This window comes from Deltaproteobacteria bacterium (genome assembly GCA_030690165.1).
In the GTDB taxonomy this organism is placed as follows: Bacteria; Desulfobacterota; GWC2-55-46; order UBA9637; family UBA9637; genus JACRNJ01.
Genome location: JAUYHF010000002.1, coordinates 1 through 15,820, shown reverse-complemented (window position 1 = coordinate 15,820; position 15,820 = coordinate 1). Strand labels below are relative to the sequence as shown.

Below are 15,820 nucleotides of genomic sequence, written 5' to 3'. Positions count from 1 at the left end.
ATCCATGGAGGAGATTGAACTACAGTAAACATGCTGACAGATATAAAGATATAAACAAAAAAGAATTGAGGGAGGCTGATACATAAAACAGGACATTTCTATTTTGGTAAGAATAGGACATTTCTATTTTGGCTTTACATTTTTGCCTTTTCTCCTTGACAATTATTTTCAAATATATTATAGATTTTATAACAATTTAATAACGGATGCTTCTTATCCAGAGTGGCGGAGGGACAGGCCCTTTGAAGCCACAGCAACCGCTCTGATGTAACATCGGAGGTCAGGTGCTAATTCCGTCAAGGCTTATATGCAAGCCTTGAAAGATAAGATTAGGTTTTAAGGCCTCTTCTTGATTTCAAGGAGAGGCCTTTTTTATTGCACGATTACTAAAATAACTTCAAACCTAAAGGTTTGAGTTACCGCAGGCTAAAGCCTGCGGCTACCAGTAACTCAAGGCTTTAGCCTTGAAAGGAGAAAAATATGAGTTATGTAAAAGGTCTGAAATGCAGGGAATGCGGCAAGGGGTATCCAAAAGAGGCGCTGCATGTGTGCGAGCTTTGCTTTGGCCCTCTTGAAGTTGACTATAATTATGAAAAGATAAAAAAGGCCGTCACAAGGGAAATAATTTCAAAGAGACCGCCGAATATGTGGCGTTACAAAGAACTTCTGCCGATAGACGGTGAACCGGCAGTAGGTGTTGATGTGGGATTTACCCCTCTGGTAAGGGCAAGAAATCTTGAAAAGGTTCTCGGTGTAAAAGAGCTTTATCTGAAAAATGATGCAGTAAATTACCCGACCCTCTCATTTAAAGACAGGGTTGTGGCTGTTGCCATATCAAAGGCAATGGAGTTCGGCTTTAAGGTTGTTGCGTGCGCATCTACAGGCAATCTTGCCAACTCGGTTGCGGCCAATGCGGCAGCGTGCGGCATGGAGAGTTACGTATTTATTCCTCATGACCTGGAGCAGACAAAAATCCTCGGGACGCTTGTCTACGGAACAAATGTCATCAGCATTAAAGGCAATTACGACGAGGTCAACCGTTTGTGCAGCGAGATAGCCGGCAAATACGACTGGGCATTTGTGAATATAAACATACGGCCTTATTATGCGGAGGGGAGCAAGACATTTGGTTATGAGATAGTTGAACAGCTCGGCTGGCATGCGCCAAAGCATATTGTTGTGCCGATGGCAGGCGGTTCGCTTATTACAAAGATATGGAAGGCCTTTAAAGAATTCCAAAAGATAGGCCTTATTGATCAAGTTGATACAAAGGTCTATGGCGCCCAGGCAACCGGCTGCGCTCCGATTGTTACTGCTGTCAAAGAAGGGACAGAACTTATAAGACCGGTAAAACCAAAGACCATTGCAAAATCGCTGGCAATCGGCAATCCGGCAGACGGATATTATTCGGCAAAAACTATAAGAGAAAGCAATGGATGGGCTGAAGATGTGTCAGACGAAGAGATTATTGACGCAATGAAACTTCTTGCGGAAACAGAAGGGATATTTGCTGAAACCGCAGGCGGCGTCACTCTTGGTGTAACAAAGAAACTCATTCTACAGGGAAGGATACCAAAGAATGAGTCAATTGTTATCTCAATAACAGGAAATGGTCTAAAAACCCAGGAGGCTTTGCAGGACAAAATAGGCGCGCCCAGAATAATAAATGCAAGACTCTCTGAGTTTGACGATATTATAGGGAAAGAAGGCAAGGTTTATGCGGTAAAGGCAGGCAGGTAACAGACCGGCTATCATCTGCATTTAAAGATGCATTTAAAGATGTATTGGATTTTTTTTCGCAGTATAGTATTATGGTCGTTACATGATTTTAGATTTGAATTGTAATTAGTAAATTATTTTAAGGAGATTTAGAATGGTTGACAAGTTTATAGAGGACAAGGTAACCCGCATCCCCGTTAAAAAAGACGGCCAGGAGGTAAAGGTAGATTTCAATGACCTCAAATCCGGCGGTTTTATAAAACAGCGTCAAAAGGATCAGTTTACAGTAAGGCTCAGGTGCCCTGGCGGAAGGATTGATACAAAAAAATTGATTGAGATTTCAAAAATAGCGGATAAATACAGCAAAAAAAGCGTGGTGCATTTAAGCTTCAGGCAATCTCTTGAGATACTTTATGTTGACTATAAAGACTTTGACAACATGGTCAGAGACCTTGAGAAGATAGGCCAGAAGGTTGCATCTTGCGGCCCGCGGGTAAGGGTGCCAACCGCATGCGGGGGTTGTGAATACAATCCAAATGGTCTGACAGACACTCAGGCAATGGCAAGGATGGTTGATGAAAAATATTTCGGCACTGCGTGTTATCATAAATTCAAGATTTCATTCTCCGGCTGTCCAATTGACTGTGCAAGGACAAAAGAGATGGATCTTGGCTTTCAGGGAGTGGTGGAGCCTATATGGGATGAGGATACATGCACAGGCTGTACAATATGCAGCAAGGCTTGCAAGGAAGGCGCTATAGTAGCTCACCCTGAAACAGGAAAACCCATATACGACCCGCTGAAGTGCATCTGGTGCGGCGATTGCATAAGGGCATGCCCTACAGAATCATGGCAGGCAAAGAGATACGGCCATTTTGTAAGGATTGGCGGAAGGCATGGCAGACATCCGAGACAGTCGGACGATGCAGCCATTTTTATCCCGGACGAAAAGGTTCCTGAGGTTATAGAAAAAACGATTGAGTGGTACAAAATAAATGGAAAGAGGGGCGAGCGTATTGGTTCAACCATTGACAGGGTCGGGCTGGACAGCTATATGAAATTTATGGAGCCTGTTTTTAAAAGCGGCGAACCGATAACAACAGGAAAGGTGCACAAATGGCAGATATAAAGGCAGATGATTCACTGGATTTAAGGGGCGTTTTATGTCCTATCAACTTTGTAAAGACAAAGCTTAAGCTTGAGAGTATGGATGCAGGCCAGGTTTTAGAGATTGTGTTGGATGACGGAGAGCCGATACAGAATGTTCCAAAGAGCATAAAGGAGGAAGGACACAGGATTGTTGAGGTGAAGAAAGAAGGGGAATATTTCAGGCTTAAAATAAAGAAGATATAGTTGTCTTCCCATAACCCATAACCCGTATTTATAAGGAGGTAAACAATGTCTGTAAAGGTAAGGATCCCGACGCCGCTTAGAAAGCTGACCAATGGTCAGGATGAGGTTTCTGCAGAAGGCAAGACTGTAAAAGATGTTATAGACGATATGGAAAGGAATTATCCAGGCTTAAAAGAAAGGATATGCGAGGGTGACGGCAAACTCCGACGTTTTGTAAATATCTATGTCAATGACGAGGATATAAGATTCAAAAATAATATAGACACAGAGCTTAAAAAGGGCGATGATGTTTCCATTATCCCTGCTATCGCCGGAGGAATACATTGAAAAAACGATTTTACCTTACCTATCCGCCTGAATTTATCAAGGAACCATTTATATATCAGGTCGGCAAATTGTATAAGGTCGTGACGAATATAAGACAGGCAAATATATCGGACAAACTTGGCCTTGTAGCGCTGGAGTTGGAAGGTGAGGCTGGCGAGATAGATAAGGCTGTCAAGTTCCTATCCGATAAAGGTATTAAGGTAGAGCCCATAGAGTTGGATGTTATAGAATAACATTCTGGCATGGTCTAATCTAATCCAGCCCTTTATTCTCCGCTGTCACTCCGCTATTACAATGATTGAACTTTAGTTCCGGGTGTGATATATCTACGCCTGCCCCTGAATGTATCTATCAGTGGCTGATTAAATAGATCAGGAGGTAGTTGTAAAGTGTCGGATACAATGTCAGATAAGATTGATACAGCAATATCAACCAGCGACAACAATGAAGCGTTTTACGAAAAGGCCATTAAAGAACCGCAGGTTGGCGAGGTTATAAAGGGGAAAGTGCTCTGCATTGCAAAGGATGTGATTATAGTTGATATCGGATACAAAGCAGAAGGCCACATACCGCTAAAAGAGTTTCTTGATGCAAACGGAATCCCGCAGGTTAAGGTGGGGGATGAGATAGAGGCACTGCTGGAAAACGCCGAAGATGAAAATGGTTATGTGGTTCTCTCAAAAGAAAAGGCCAGGCAGATAATGGCATGGCGCGGGATAGAGGAGGCGTATGGGACCGGTAAGGCTGTAGAGGGGAGAATAATCCAGAAGATAAAAGCCGGTTTCAACGTTGATTTAAACGGCCTTACCGCCTTTCTACCAGGATCTCAGGCAGACTTAATGCCTGTAAATAATCCTGACCAGCTTATTAATAGTTCTTTCATGTTTAAGGTATTGCAGTATGACAGGCAAAAATCCAATATTGTTGTATCAAGAAGGGCTATCCTGGAAGAAGAAAGGGAACGGACAAACAAAGATACCATACATACCATACATACATTAGAGGAGGGAAAGATTGTTGATGGTGTTGTAAAAAATATTGTAAATTACGGCGTCTTTGTTGACCTTGGCGGAATAGACGGGCTTCTGCATATTACTGACATGTCATGGGGAAAAATAAGACATCCGTCGGATGTCTTTAATATCGGCGACAAAATATCTGTTAAAATTATCAAGTTTAATAAAGAAGAAAATAAAGTATCCCTTGGCTTAAAACAAATGAAACCTAACCCCTGGGACACGGCCAAGGAAAGATATCAGGTTGGGGCAAAGGTCATGGGTAAGGTTTCCAGCATAGCGGACTACGGGGTATTTGTGGAGCTTGAAGAAGGTTTAGAAGGGCTGGTGCATCTGTCTGAATTAAGCTGGGCAAAGATAAAGCATCCTTCTCAAACATTCAAAATTGGAGACACAGTAGAGGTAAAAATATTAGAAATAGATCATGCAAATAAGAAACTGTTTTTAAGCCGCAAGCAAATTGAACCAAGTCTATGGGATGAACTGACGTTAAAATATCCAAAAGGGGCAAGGGTTAAGGGTGTTGTAAAAAACATTGCGGATTACGGTGTTTTTGTCGGCATAGAAGAAGGTGTGGATGGATTGGTGCATATATCTGATATGTCATGGAATAAAATAAAACACCCAACAGAGCTTTTTCAAAAAGGCCAGGAGATAGAGGCGGAAATTTTGAATGTAGATAAAGACAAAGAAAGGCTTTCCCTCAGTATAAAGGCGGTTCAAAAAGATCCCTGGCGGGAAATTGGGGGAAAATACCACGCAGGCATATCTGTCAGCGGCAGGATAACAAATATAGCGCATTTCGGGGCATTTGTAGAGTTGGAGGATGGTGTGGAAGGTCTTATACATGTGTCGGAATTAATCAGAGAAAAGAAAAAAGGATTAGAAATAACTGTTGGGGATAAAGTGGAAACAGAGGTGTTAAATGTGGACCCTGATGAAAGGAAGATAGGTCTTGGCCTCAAGGGATTAGTAAAGGCGGAGGAGAAGGCAGCTATCTGACAGCGCTATATGAGAAAGAAATATATAAAATGGGTATTAGGCATTGCAGGTCTCTTCTTTTTTCTTTTTTTTATATTCTTTATTGTTCTTCTGAGCGGCGGCGGTCTTCCCTTCGGCGATAAAGTAGCTGTGGTAGAGGTGGAGGGAATAATAACCGAACCGGAATCAATCAACAAACAGATTAAAGAATTTGGAGAAAGGGACGATATAAAGGCTATAGTTGTAAGGATAAACTCGCCTGGCGGCGGGGTCGGGCCTTCTCAGGAGATTTATAGAGAGATAAAAAGGGTAAGCGCTAAAAAGAAGGTGATCGCTTCCATGGGCGCCGTGGCCGCTTCCGGTGGTTACTATATCGCGGCGGCAGCCAATAAAATTATTGCCAACCCAGGAACTATTACAGGCAGCATCGGCGTTATCATGGAATTTGCAAATGCGGAAGGATTGCTGAGCAAAATAGGTTTTAAGGGCTATGTAATAAAGAGCGGAGAATATAAGGATATAGGTTCTCCTCTCAGAAGTATGAAGGAGAACGAGAAAAAGCTTCTCCAGAATGTTATAGATGATGTGCATCGGCAATTTGTGGATGTCGTGGCTGAAAATAGGAAGTTAAAGGTTGATGTAGTCAAAAAAATCGCCGATGGCAGGATATTTTCAGGACAACAGGCAAAAGAGATTGGATTAGTTGATGAGATTGGCAATTTTCAGGATGCTATCGATATTGCAGCTTCCATGTCCAATATAAAGGGCAAACCGGTTGTTTTATATTCGGAGAAAAAGGGCATTAGACTGTGGGATATTATCTTTGGCGACGCCGCAGGTCAGATGTTAAAGAAATTAAAAGGTGGATACGGGTTACAGTATCTTTTTCCGTATAGCATATAAAACCAGACATCATGTTTTTTGACTTTACATGAGGAGGTCTCTAAAATGATAAAAAGTGGTCTTGTAGAAAAAGTGGCTGAAAGGGTTAAAAATTTCACAAAAAGAGATGTGGAGATAGTTGTGGATGAAATATTTGACAGCATGACAGCCAGCCTTGCAAAAGGAGACAAGATAGAAATCAGGGGGTTTGGCAGTTTTAAGGTCAAGGGGCATAAGGCCAGAAAGGGCAGAAACCCTAAGACAGGAGAAACTATAGATATTCTGGCAAAGAAAACGCCGTTCTTCAAAGTCGGCAAAGAACTAAAAAAAAGGGTAAACAAATAACAGAGAAATATGAACCCAGTTAGACCTAATCAAAACAATTCCTTTCATTACAAAAATAAAGGGAGGAAATTCATAGTTAGGCTCACGGGACAAAGGGAGGTCTAACAGGGTGAAACAGATTTGGGCTCCCTGGCGCGCAGAGTATATCTTCGGACAAAAATCTAATCAGTGCATATTTTGCAAAGGGTACAGCAAGGATGACAAAAAGGAGTTGGTTCTTTACAAAGGTAATTTTGCGGCTGTTATGATGAATAAATTTCCTTACAACAACGGCCATCTTCTTGTGTATCCGTGGAAACACACAAGCCAGTTAGAAGATATGGAAAAAGAAGAAACTTTAGAGCTTTTTAAGCTCATCAAAGATTCTGCGGCAATCCTGAAAAAAGAAATGAACCCGGGGGGATTTAATATCGGCATGAATCTGGGCAAAGAGGCAGGGGCAGGAATAGAAGAGCATCTCCACTTTCACATAGTTCCAAGATGGAACGGCGATACCAATTTTATGCCTGTAATAGGAGAGGTCAGGGTTTTACCGGAACACCTTCAGACAACCTACGATAAGCTTTACCCGCATTTTCAAAAGCTAAAATTACCTTCTTAAGTTCATTCTTTATTTCTCCCCTCAATTCTTGCGGTTCCAGCGTGTTCCCTTTAATTCGAAAGGGACTATAGTGAACGACATAAATAAGTTAACATTCTTCTGTAGCTCAAACCTTCAGGTTTGAGGTTTCTCAAGACTTTCAAGGCTAAAGCCTTGAGCTACGATGTCTATTTATTTTTAGTGCTTACTATAACATTCAATTGTGAATATTAGTCCCTGATAAAGGCTAATAAAATTCATCCGATACGTTAAACCGTTCTTTTACACAAACAGATAACATGGAGATAATTCACAGATGGATAACGTAGAGGAGTATTTGTCAATTCTTGCAGAGGAGTATAGAGATAAGGGTCTTGTATCTCAAATGCTATGCCCTGTTTTTTCCTGCTTTAGCCTCTCGTAATAAATTCCATACCTATTTTTTACTTGAATCTTGTAACTAATAGGGTTACAAGGGCTGAGGCTTCATAAACTATCAGGAAAGCTAAAAGACTTCTGGGCAGTTGAGGTGAGCGGTAACTGGAGGGTTATTTTTAAATTCGAAAAGCATGATGTCATTGATATTGATTATCTGGACTATCACTAAACAGGAGGTAAAACTATGATGCACAATCCGCCGCACCCGGGAGAGGTTATAAAGAAGCTTTGTATAGAGCCGTTAGGTATTACCATAACAGAAGCGGCAAATGCCATTGGTGTAAGCCGCAAGGCTTTTTCTGAACTGCTTAACGGGCATACCGGCGTAAGCCCTGAAATGGCAGTAAGGCTTTCCATTGCCTTTGATACTACGCCGGAGAGCTGGCTTGCACAGCAGATGCAGTATGATCTATGGAGGGTAAAACAGAGTCGAAAGAAGATAAAGGTTAAACATCTAAAGGCCGCTTAAGTCTTTCCGCACTCCTCCTGACTTCCCTTTATCTTCTCCACAGCATGATTTATTGCAGGCAGGACTACTGCAAGATTTTCCCTTACGGCCTTTGGGCTTCCGGGAAGGTTTATGATAAGGGTTTGTTTGCGGATTCCGCAGACAGCCCTTGATATCATTGCATTTTGGGTTTTTTTAAGGCTTTCCATTCTCATTGCCTCTGCCATGCCGGGGAGTTCTCTGTCTATGACAGCCTTTGTTGCCTCTGGCGTAACATCCCTTGGGCTTACGCCTGTGCCGCCTGTGGTAAGTATTAAATCTACTTTCTTTTTATCCACAAATTCTATAATTTTTTTCTTTATAATATCAGCCTCGTCAGGGATTATTTCGTATGCCATTACCTTCGCAGGAAGGTCTTTAATCATTTTCTCTATTTCCTTGCCGCTTAAGTCTTCCCGCTCCCCGCGAGAACCCTTATCGCTCATTGTTAATATGCCGACGGTAATCATGGATGTTCCTCCACCCAGATCTCCCCTTTTTTTGTCGTCTCTTTTTTCCATATAGGGGTAATCCTCTTGAGTTCTGTTATTGCCCACTCACATGCCATAAATGCATCATTTCTATGCTGCGCCGCCGCTACGATTAAAACAATATTTTCCCCGATGTTTATATGTCCGATTCTATGGACTATTCCCATCTCAATTATGTTGAAATTTTTCAGCGCCGTATCTCTAATCTCTTTCAGTTTTTTTTCCGCCATGACTGGATAATGTTCAAAATCAAGTTTTACTATCTCCGTACCTTTTGATATATCTCGTGCCGTGCCAACAAATACAACGATGCCGCCTATGCTTTTAGACGCAGCTTTGACCCGCTCCACTTCCGCGCTTACCTGAAAATCTTCTTTTTGTATCCTTATCAAATCCATATTATCTTATCCGCCTGAGAATGGCGGCAATAGCGCCACCTCATCGCCGTCTTTTATAATGGTGTTTTTATCGGCAAATTCCTGATTGACAGAAATCATAATATTTTTATCAATAAATTCCGCTATTGCAGGAAATTCATTTTTTAGTATATTTTTTAACTGATAAGCAGAGGTGTTTTCCGGGATAGACAGGCTTGCCTCTTCTTTACCCACCTTCCCTTTCAGCATTGAGAAAAATCTTACTTTAATTATCATAATCTATATCCATTTGTCCGCATCTCCTGTAACCTTTATTTCCACCCTTGGGCCGGCTTTTTTGAGAAGCGCCTCAACTGTTTCGCCGTCATCAGGAAATATTGCGTATCCGTATCGGATTCCGATTTCTTCTTTGAAAAGACTTTTATCAAAAAGTTTTCCATCCTCTACAGCATTGCATAGCTTGCTGACTAACCGTATAGCCCCTTCGTCAGACTCTAAAAACAGGACTGCAAGCCTTTCGTTATCCAACTTTGCCACGACATCAAAGTTTCTCACCTTTTCCTTTAAAACATCGAGGATTGCGGCAATCAGTTTTTTCCCTTTTTCCTGCTCCTGGTTATATGTGTTTAAGTTTGGTATATGTATAATCATAAGCATAAACCTCTTCCCAAACCTTTTTGCCCTGCTAATCTCTTCTTCTGCACGCCTTTCTAAAAATTCTTTTCCAATCATAATTCCATCCAGCATATCCTGCGCCCTGTTTTTTCCTTCTTCCTGCAGCATTATATTCAACAGCGCCTTTTCTACATAAACCATAAATCTGCCAAGTATTTCCATATCTGTTTTAGTGAAGTGTTCAGGGTAGAACGTTCCCGGCGCAATCTTATTAAACAATGTGAGAACCCCGGTTACCTTTCCCTCTCTCTTAAGTGGATAAGATAAAAGCGAGACCACAAGGGGACTTGTCTCTTTTGAAAAATCCTTTATAACGGCCTTTCTGGTCTTAATTACCTCATGGAGTATATCCTTTTCTGCCGGCAGGAACGAGGCCCGTATTTTTTCATCATCAAGGCCGCGGGCGGCGCGAAGCTGGTATTTTGTTGTTCCATTATGCCTTATCCTTAGTGTTGAGCCGTCTGCCCCGATAATGGCTGCCGCGGCTGTGGCAATTATGTTTGGCAGTTTCTCAGAGTCTGTGATGGAGATTATTTCCAGCCCTGTTTCATCCACTGCTATCATCTTGTTTGATTTTAAAAACTGCCTTTCCTGTTTCTGGTGGCTGTTTATTGTTTCAGCAATGGGTACGCTGATCTCTTTTAAGAATGACTCCTGATATGGCAGAAGCCCTTTTGATGAAACCAGTTGCCCGCTGATGACACCCGCCACCTTGTCTTCCGCCATCATGGGGAGGGAGAAATATATCTTCTTAATCTCATCTCCTTGGCTTTCCTTGTCGGCGAGTATTACACCTTTGCCGGTGTTTGCCACCCATCCATCTATGCCTTCGCCTTTGTTTATGGCAAATGAGCCAACCGCTTTCATATCCACGAGGCTCGATGCCTTAAGGTGAAGCATCTGTGTGTCCTCATTAAATACATATATTGAACAGCCGAGGTCTTCTATGAATTTCGACAATTTGTCGCATACACTGTTCAGCCTTTTTTCCAGCGATTTGCTCATCCCGAGCAGCATGTTTATTTCTTTCCAGAGGCTGAATTTGATGGTATTCCATCTCATCTCCTCATATTCTTTTGAGCGAAGGATAACCTCGGTTGCAAGGCCGGCAAGCCTTGTGAGAAATGCAAGGTCGTCCTGAGTAAAGGTATGTATTGACTCGGTGCTGTTCACATTTATGACGCCTATTACTGTGCCGTTCATTATTAAAGGGACGCACAGCGCGCTTTTGACATCGCTGCGCTCTTTTACCCGCTGGAATTCTATTTCAGACGCCTTTCCGGATATGAGGAGGGGTTTGCCGTCCTGTGCAACCTTTCCGGCAATCCCTATACCGAGGGGAAGTTTCACCTTCCTGATAATCTCTTCTTCCATCCCCTCTGCTATTTCCACCTTAAGATATTTGCTGTCCTTGTCCAGGAGCATGAGGGAACCTTTTCCCGCATTTGTGGATTCTATGGCAAGTCTTAAGATTAATGAGAGAACCTCCTTCCTGTCGCTTGTAAGCCTTATGGCGTCAACAACCTCCCTGAGTGAGGAGAGAAGCGCGGCATGGCTCTCAATCCCTTGCTCCTTAAGCAGCAGCTTTTTATCCTTCATGCCCAAGATGAGCTTTGCGCTCAGGGGGCTGAGTTTTTCAACATTGCGGAATTCAGCCTGCTGGAGAAATTCCTGGAGACCGGCATCCTCAGATGCATTGATGATAATGTCCAGATTCTCAAGGACTTTTATATCTTCAAGGTTGGATGTGGTGCGTATGTCAAGCCTGTAGCCAAGCTCATCAAGTTTAAAAAGAAGGGCATTTTTATTATTGTCTGCAATCATCTCTATATTGAGGGTCTTGTCCTGCAGAAGGGTTGGCAGAAGACTTAAGCCTTCCCTGTTTGCCCCTATTATTGCTATGTGTTTTACCCTGTCCAAGATTATCCTTCCCTCTTTTTAAGGATGCCCAATTCAATCAGCCTTTTTATCAGATGGATAGATTCTTTTTCTCCGACGCCAAACAGCCTTTCTTTATCCAAGCCGCCCTTATTTGCTTCATCAAGCCTTTTCATGCCCTCAAGAAGCAGGTGTTCAACATTGGCTGATATTGTTTTTTCCTGCGTTTTAACATCCATTTCAATCTCAAATTCTCCGTCCTCCCATGAGAGCAGATGATATAAGGCGTCTTCGCCTGAAAGCCCTCTGAACGAGGCATGGACGATATTGCCATTTTCCACAAATATCCTGCCTGCCCCTTCCTCCGAGCCTATGTTTACAGCCGCAGTCCTGCGCCCCAGGTAAAGCGTCTGTATAATGTCTGCCGCGCTCATATCCTTGAGCCTGCCTTTTACGCCTTCTTGCATAGTATTACCCCTCTATAAACCCATGTCCCTTTAAGAATGTCTCGTCAATGCCCTGTTTATTATATGTTAATAAAAACCTCTGCACATATTTTGCAATTATATCTGTCTCTATATTGACATTATCCCCTTTTGTTTTGCCGGACAGGGTAGTATCTCTCAATGTGTGGGGGATAACGGCAGTCCTGAATCCATTTTCAAAAATATCCACCACTGTAAGACTTATGCCATCCACTGCAACAGAGCCTTTTTTAGCAAGCTGGCCTTGCAATTCACCAGGGATATTAAAGTCTATCACCGCAAATTCGTCAGATATTGTCTTTTTTTTGATAAAACCGATACCATCTATATGACCTGTAACAAAATGCCCGCCAAGCGGCGTTGAGGGTGTAAGGGATTTTTCAAGATTAACCTTTTCGCCTGCATTGATATTTCCAAGGGTTGTAAGGCGCAAGGTTTCTCCCGATATATCCGCCCTAAAAACAGAAGGAGAAAAATCTACAACAGTCAGGCAAGCGCCGTCTACGGCAACACTATCTCCTGTATTTATAGCGGAGAGGTTTCCATTATGTTCAATGGTTACTCTGGCAAATCCGCTCTTCCTTTCAATATCTTTTATTTTACCGACAGTCTGTATTATGCCTGTAAACATAGCTGATAGCTGATAGCTGATAGCTGATAGTTTTTACTATGAGCTATGAACCATGAGCTATATACCCCTCCACCAATATATCCTCTCCGAGTCTCTTACATTCAAGCCTGCTTAAAGAGACAGCATCCTTTAGTCTTCTTATACCAAGTCCTTCTATCATTGGCAAGCCTTCTTTTCCGAGAATCCGCGGCGCATAGAAGATTGTAATTTTATCAACAATGCCATCCTTAAGGCTCGCTGCGGCAATGGTTGGGCCGCCTTCAATAATAAGGTTTGTTATCTCTCTCTTTCCAAGCTCCTTCATAAGGGTCTTCAAATCCACCTCTCCTGTTTTTGAAGGAAGCGCCAGAATCTCCGCCCCTTTTGCTTCTATTTTTTTTATTTTCCGACCCCTGCCCCCCGATCCCTGCCCCCTCTCTTTCGTCGTTGCTATAATTATACCGCCTCTTTGTGTATTTAAAACCTTGGCATTCACAGGTATCCTTAATTTACTGTCAACAACTATTCTGATAGGGTCTTTGCCTTTGACAAGGCGGGTTGTAAGTTCAGGATTGTCTTTTAAAACAGTTCCGATTCCAACCATAACTGCATCCGCTTCTCTTCTCATCCTGTGTGCAAATCTGCGGGCTATTTCCCCTGTAATCCACTTAGATTCCCCTGTAGAGGTTGCAATCTTCCCATCAAGAGTTGAGGCAAGCTTTAAGGTTACAAATGGTGTTTTTGTAGTAATATATTTCATGTATGCCTCATTGATACCTCTGCACTCATCCTCAAGTATATCGACCTCCACATCCATTCCTGCGCTCCGGAGCCGCCTTATCCCCGTTCCTGCCACCAATGGGTTCGGGTCTTTCATTCCTATAAAAACCTTTTTTATACCTGCCTTTATTATAGCATCTGCGCATGGCGGGGTTCTGCCGAAATGATTGCACGGCTCGAGTGTCACATACATCTCTGCCCCTTTTGCCTTTATGCCCGCCTGTTTTAAGGCATTTATCTCCGCATGGGCGCGGCCTGCTTTTTTGTGATAACCCTTGCCGATAATCCTGCCGTTTTTTACAATGACGGCGCCTACCGCCGGATTAGGGCTTGTCTTGCCAATGCCTTTTCTGGCAAGGGCAATGGCAGTTTGCATAATCTTGGATTTGGGATTCATTTTTTCTTTTTGTTTATCTCAAGCAGCCCTTTCAGCTCTTTCATAAATTCATTTATATCCCTGAACTCCCTGTAAACAGAGGCGAATCTTACATAGGCCACCTCGTCAAGGGTTTTAATCTCCTCCATCACTGCGGTCCCTATAGCAGAGCTTTGTATCTCCCTCTCGCCCGTCTCTATAAAACCCTTTTCAATCCTGCCAACCACCTTTTCTATGGCCTCAATCCCGACAGGTCTTTTTTCGCACGCCCTAATGATGCCGTTTAATATCTTTGTCCTGTCAAAAAGCTCCCGCCTCCCGTCTTTTTTAATAACAAGAGGCAGCGCCTCTTCCACCCTCTCATAGGTTGTAAAACGTTTACCGCATTTCAGACATTCCCTGCGCCGCCGTGTAACATCGCCGTCCTGTGAAAGCCTGGAATCTATAACTTTGTCTTCTATATGGCTGCAAAACGGACACTTCACCCTGTTAGACCTCCACCCCCGTCAGAGATTTTCAATTGCCAATTATATCTTTCCCATAAAATCCTAAATCGGGTTTTGGTTCTTCCATTGTATAAATAGGCAGGTCTAACAGGGTTCATATAAAAAGAATATGCCACAGGAGCATAAAAAAGGCAAACAGATATAAGGCAGGGCTTGTGTTTTTCCCCGCTGTTGTATATGCTTGAGATACGATTACAGATTGAATAGGGGGCATAATGGCTGAGGCATATCTGGAATTAAACGAAAAACTCATAAACTTTATCAAGGCGCAAAAAATATTTTTTGTTGCTACTGCGCCAAACGACCTGAAAGGCGAATATGTAAACCTGTCTCCTAAAGGCCATGATACGTTTGAGATTTTGGATAACAAAACTATTGTATACGCTGATTATCCCGGCAGCGGCAACGAAACCGCAGCGCATATTCAGCAGAATGGAAAACTGACCATGATGTTTACAAGCTTTGATAAAACACCGATGGTTCTCCGTCTCTATGGCCGTGGAGAGGCTATAGCGCTTGATAGCCCGGTGGGGAAAGAGCTTAAGGAAAAATTAGGCAGTAAGGTTTCTCAATATGTCCGCCAGTTGATACTCCTGCACATAGAAAAGGTGAAGACAAGCTGCGGTTACGGTGTGCCGTATTATCAATACATTGGTGAAAGAGAAACCATGATTGAGTGGTGTAAAAAGGCGAGTATTACAGGCAAGATTAAACAGTATATGGGGTTTTTATGGAAGGGATGATGAATAAAATTAAGATATATCGTAAAAGAGATTTGTCATTAAAGCCAAATGTCACTGGTGCAAAATACAAAATTCCCAGAACACTCCCATGAGATAGAGCAGATAACGACTTAACTCACCTGCGCCGTACTCGGCGTCAGGTGTAGTGATTTGTTGGGACTTTTTATCATTATTATTGAATCATCATTGTATTCACTCTTCTCAATTATGGCAAGCAGAGCATCATAAACCCGGTGGTTGTCCCTATGATTTCTATATTCCCCTATATTCCCACTGAATTTCTTGAAATTAAATTATTTTAGACAGCAGTGGATGTTTCTATTTATTCAAGAATATTTTTTAAGATAATGGATAACTCTTTGAATCAACTCGTGGTCATCTTTGAATCTACCTAACCCAGTATTGCAACTATCACAAATCCATTCCCTTCCAGCACCTGTTTTATGGTCATGGTCTATTACGAAATTAGCTGTAATACCTACTATGGACGTTTTCTGACATATCGGGCAAGTGAATATGTCTTTTGGTTTTATAGCCGCTAATCTTTTCTTCTCTTCAGGCCTTAACTGCTTTCCGTCTATTTCTACTCTGCATTCCTTACATGATGGTCGCGTAGTCTTTCTTCCTTTTGCGGGTAATGTATTATTTCTTGTGTCAGAAGCAAGAAAGGGGTATCTCCATGGTAAGCCAATACCAAAACAAAAGGAGGATACCCCATGACTCAAAGAGCCACAATAGAGAATTATGCACAGGCAGTAAGGATAGTCAAGG

General features: G+C 42.4%; 21 protein-coding genes and 1 riboswitch. Of the genes, 12 read left to right on the top strand and 9 right to left on the bottom strand.

What is annotated here, in order from left to right; genetic code table 11:
• Positions 1-210 precede the first annotated feature (210 nt).
• A riboswitch (SAM riboswitch) is annotated at positions 211-330 on the top strand.
• A gap of 150 nt (positions 331-480) precedes the next feature.
• The 11 genes from Q8P28_00340 to Q8P28_00290 all read left to right on the top strand — a co-directional run bounded on the left by Q8P28_00340 (position 481) and on the right by Q8P28_00290 (position 8,110).
• The gene (locus Q8P28_00340; protein MDP2681246.1) at positions 481-1,740 is read left to right on the top strand and encodes a threonine synthase; all 1,260 of its coding nucleotides are present in this window, start codon (positions 481-483) and stop codon (positions 1,738-1,740) included.
• Positions 1,741-1,873: 133 nt separating this feature from the next.
• On the top strand, positions 1,874-2,848 hold the full coding sequence (locus tag Q8P28_00335) for a 4Fe-4S binding protein (protein ID MDP2681245.1): 975 nt from the start codon (positions 1,874-1,876) through the stop codon (positions 2,846-2,848).
• On the top strand, positions 2,836-3,072 hold the full coding sequence (locus Q8P28_00330) for a sulfurtransferase TusA family protein (GenBank protein ID MDP2681244.1): 237 nt from the start codon (positions 2,836-2,838) through the stop codon (positions 3,070-3,072). Before Q8P28_00335 ends, Q8P28_00330 begins: the two co-directional genes overlap by 13 nt.
• A 45-nt stretch (positions 3,073-3,117) precedes the next feature.
• The gene (locus Q8P28_00325; protein MDP2681243.1) at positions 3,118-3,399 is read left to right on the top strand and encodes a ubiquitin-like small modifier protein 1; all 282 of its coding nucleotides are present in this window, start codon (positions 3,118-3,120) and stop codon (positions 3,397-3,399) included.
• A complete protein-coding gene (locus Q8P28_00320; GenBank protein MDP2681242.1) occupies positions 3,396-3,632 on the top strand; it encodes an NIL domain-containing protein in 237 nt (78 codons plus the stop codon). The genes Q8P28_00325 and Q8P28_00320 overlap by 4 nt, the downstream gene beginning before the upstream one ends.
• Positions 3,633-3,788: 156 nt before the next feature.
• Positions 3,789-5,417 (top strand): 30S ribosomal protein S1, encoded by a 1,629-nt coding sequence (locus Q8P28_00315; GenBank protein MDP2681241.1) that lies wholly within the window; start codon positions 3,789-3,791, stop codon positions 5,415-5,417.
• A 9-nt stretch (positions 5,418-5,426) separates the two neighbouring features.
• The gene (gene sppA / locus Q8P28_00310; GenBank protein MDP2681240.1) at positions 5,427-6,299 is read left to right on the top strand and encodes a signal peptide peptidase SppA; all 873 of its coding nucleotides are present in this window, start codon (positions 5,427-5,429) and stop codon (positions 6,297-6,299) included.
• Positions 6,300-6,344: 45 nt separating this feature from the next.
• On the top strand, positions 6,345-6,623 hold the full coding sequence (locus tag Q8P28_00305) for an integration host factor subunit beta (protein ID MDP2681239.1): 279 nt from the start codon (positions 6,345-6,347) through the stop codon (positions 6,621-6,623).
• 109 nt (positions 6,624-6,732) lie between these two features.
• Positions 6,733-7,224, top strand: a complete 492-nt coding sequence (locus tag Q8P28_00300; GenBank protein ID MDP2681238.1) for an HIT domain-containing protein — start codon at positions 6,733-6,735, stop codon at positions 7,222-7,224.
• Between the two features lie 457 nt (positions 7,225-7,681).
• The gene (locus tag Q8P28_00295; GenBank protein ID MDP2681237.1) at positions 7,682-7,810 is read left to right on the top strand and encodes a type II toxin-antitoxin system RelE/ParE family toxin; all 129 of its coding nucleotides are present in this window, start codon (positions 7,682-7,684) and stop codon (positions 7,808-7,810) included.
• 15 nt (positions 7,811-7,825) lie between these two features.
• On the top strand, positions 7,826-8,110 hold the full coding sequence (locus tag Q8P28_00290; GenBank protein MDP2681236.1) for a HigA family addiction module antitoxin: 285 nt from the start codon (positions 7,826-7,828) through the stop codon (positions 8,108-8,110).
• On the opposite strand, the gene mog is transcribed toward Q8P28_00290, so the two are convergent.
• The 8 genes from mog to nrdR are packed head-to-tail and all read right to left on the bottom strand — an operon-like array spanning position 8,107 to position 14,285.
• Positions 8,107-8,598: a molybdopterin adenylyltransferase gene (mog, locus tag Q8P28_00285; GenBank protein ID MDP2681235.1), complete on the bottom strand. Its 492-nt coding sequence runs from the start codon at positions 8,596-8,598 to the stop codon at positions 8,107-8,109. The genes Q8P28_00290 and mog overlap by 4 nt on opposite strands.
• Positions 8,595-9,017 (bottom strand): molybdenum cofactor biosynthesis protein MoaE, encoded by a 423-nt coding sequence (locus Q8P28_00280; GenBank protein MDP2681234.1) that lies wholly within the window; start codon positions 9,015-9,017, stop codon positions 8,595-8,597. Before Q8P28_00280 ends, mog begins: the two co-directional genes overlap by 4 nt.
• A gap of 6 nt (positions 9,018-9,023) precedes the next feature.
• On the bottom strand, positions 9,024-9,272 hold the full coding sequence (gene moaD / locus Q8P28_00275) for a molybdopterin converting factor subunit 1 (GenBank protein MDP2681233.1): 249 nt from the start codon (positions 9,270-9,272) through the stop codon (positions 9,024-9,026).
• Between the two features lie 3 nt (positions 9,273-9,275).
• Positions 9,276-11,591 (bottom strand): GAF domain-containing protein, encoded by a 2,316-nt coding sequence (locus Q8P28_00270; GenBank protein MDP2681232.1) that lies wholly within the window; start codon positions 11,589-11,591, stop codon positions 9,276-9,278.
• A gap of 2 nt (positions 11,592-11,593) precedes the next feature.
• Positions 11,594-12,016 (bottom strand): DUF4388 domain-containing protein, encoded by a 423-nt coding sequence (locus Q8P28_00265; protein MDP2681231.1) that lies wholly within the window; start codon positions 12,014-12,016, stop codon positions 11,594-11,596.
• Positions 12,017-12,020: 4 nt separating this feature from the next.
• Positions 12,021-12,665 carry a riboflavin synthase gene (locus Q8P28_00260; protein MDP2681230.1) on the bottom strand — a complete coding sequence of 215 codons (645 nt, stop codon included), beginning with the start codon at positions 12,663-12,665 and terminating at the stop codon, positions 12,021-12,023.
• Positions 12,666-12,708: 43 nt separating this feature from the next.
• Positions 12,709-13,821, bottom strand: coding sequence for a bifunctional diaminohydroxyphosphoribosylaminopyrimidine deaminase/5-amino-6-(5-phosphoribosylamino)uracil reductase RibD (ribD, locus tag Q8P28_00255; protein ID MDP2681229.1), 1,113 nt, complete (start codon positions 13,819-13,821; stop codon positions 12,709-12,711).
• Entirely contained in the window at positions 13,818-14,285 is a 468-nt protein-coding gene (nrdR, locus tag Q8P28_00250) for a transcriptional regulator NrdR (GenBank protein MDP2681228.1), read from the bottom strand. The genes ribD and nrdR overlap by 4 nt, the downstream gene beginning before the upstream one ends.
• Before the next feature lie 236 nt (positions 14,286-14,521).
• Between nrdR and Q8P28_00245 the strand changes: the two genes are divergently transcribed.
• Positions 14,522-15,049 (top strand): pyridoxamine 5'-phosphate oxidase family protein, encoded by a 528-nt coding sequence (locus tag Q8P28_00245; GenBank protein ID MDP2681227.1) that lies wholly within the window; start codon positions 14,522-14,524, stop codon positions 15,047-15,049.
• Positions 15,050-15,375: 326 nt separating this feature from the next.
• Here the strand turns inward: Q8P28_00245 and Q8P28_00240 are convergent, their stop codons facing one another.
• Positions 15,376-15,792 carry an endonuclease VII domain-containing protein gene (locus tag Q8P28_00240; protein ID MDP2681226.1) on the bottom strand — a complete coding sequence of 139 codons (417 nt, stop codon included), beginning with the start codon at positions 15,790-15,792 and terminating at the stop codon, positions 15,376-15,378.
• Between the last annotated feature and the right edge of the window lie 28 nt (positions 15,793-15,820).

What these genes read in the sequence shown, in the direction of transcription:
- Q8P28_00340 (MDP2681246.1), top strand. Translation starts at nt 481, where the DNA reads ATGAGTTATGTAAAAGGTCTGAAATGCAGGGAATGCGGCAAGGGGTAT.
- Q8P28_00335 (MDP2681245.1), top strand. Translation starts at nt 1,874, where the DNA reads ATGGTTGACAAGTTTATAGAGGACAAGGTAACCCGCATCCCCGTTAAA.
- Q8P28_00330 (MDP2681244.1), top strand. Translation starts at nt 2,836, where the DNA reads ATGGCAGATATAAAGGCAGATGATTCACTGGATTTAAGGGGCGTTTTA.
- Q8P28_00325 (MDP2681243.1), top strand. Translation starts at nt 3,118, where the DNA reads ATGTCTGTAAAGGTAAGGATCCCGACGCCGCTTAGAAAGCTGACCAAT.
- sppA (MDP2681240.1), top strand. Translation starts at nt 5,427, where the DNA reads ATGAGAAAGAAATATATAAAATGGGTATTAGGCATTGCAGGTCTCTTC.
- Q8P28_00305 (MDP2681239.1), top strand. Translation starts at nt 6,345, where the DNA reads ATGATAAAAAGTGGTCTTGTAGAAAAAGTGGCTGAAAGGGTTAAAAAT.
- Q8P28_00290 (MDP2681236.1), top strand. Translation starts at nt 7,826, where the DNA reads ATGATGCACAATCCGCCGCACCCGGGAGAGGTTATAAAGAAGCTTTGT.
- mog (MDP2681235.1), bottom strand. Translation starts at nt 8,598, where the DNA reads ATGATTACCGTCGGCATATTAACAATGAGCGATAAGGGTTCTCGCGGG.
- Q8P28_00280 (MDP2681234.1), bottom strand. Translation starts at nt 9,017, where the DNA reads ATGGATTTGATAAGGATACAAAAAGAAGATTTTCAGGTAAGCGCGGAA.
- moaD (MDP2681233.1), bottom strand. Translation starts at nt 9,272, where the DNA reads ATGATAATTAAAGTAAGATTTTTCTCAATGCTGAAAGGGAAGGTGGGT.
- Q8P28_00265 (MDP2681231.1), bottom strand. Translation starts at nt 12,016, where the DNA reads ATGCAAGAAGGCGTAAAAGGCAGGCTCAAGGATATGAGCGCGGCAGAC.
- Q8P28_00260 (MDP2681230.1), bottom strand. Translation starts at nt 12,665, where the DNA reads ATGTTTACAGGCATAATACAGACTGTCGGTAAAATAAAAGATATTGAA.
- ribD (MDP2681229.1), bottom strand. Translation starts at nt 13,821, where the DNA reads ATGAATCCCAAATCCAAGATTATGCAAACTGCCATTGCCCTTGCCAGA.
- Q8P28_00245 (MDP2681227.1), top strand. Translation starts at nt 14,522, where the DNA reads ATGGCTGAGGCATATCTGGAATTAAACGAAAAACTCATAAACTTTATC.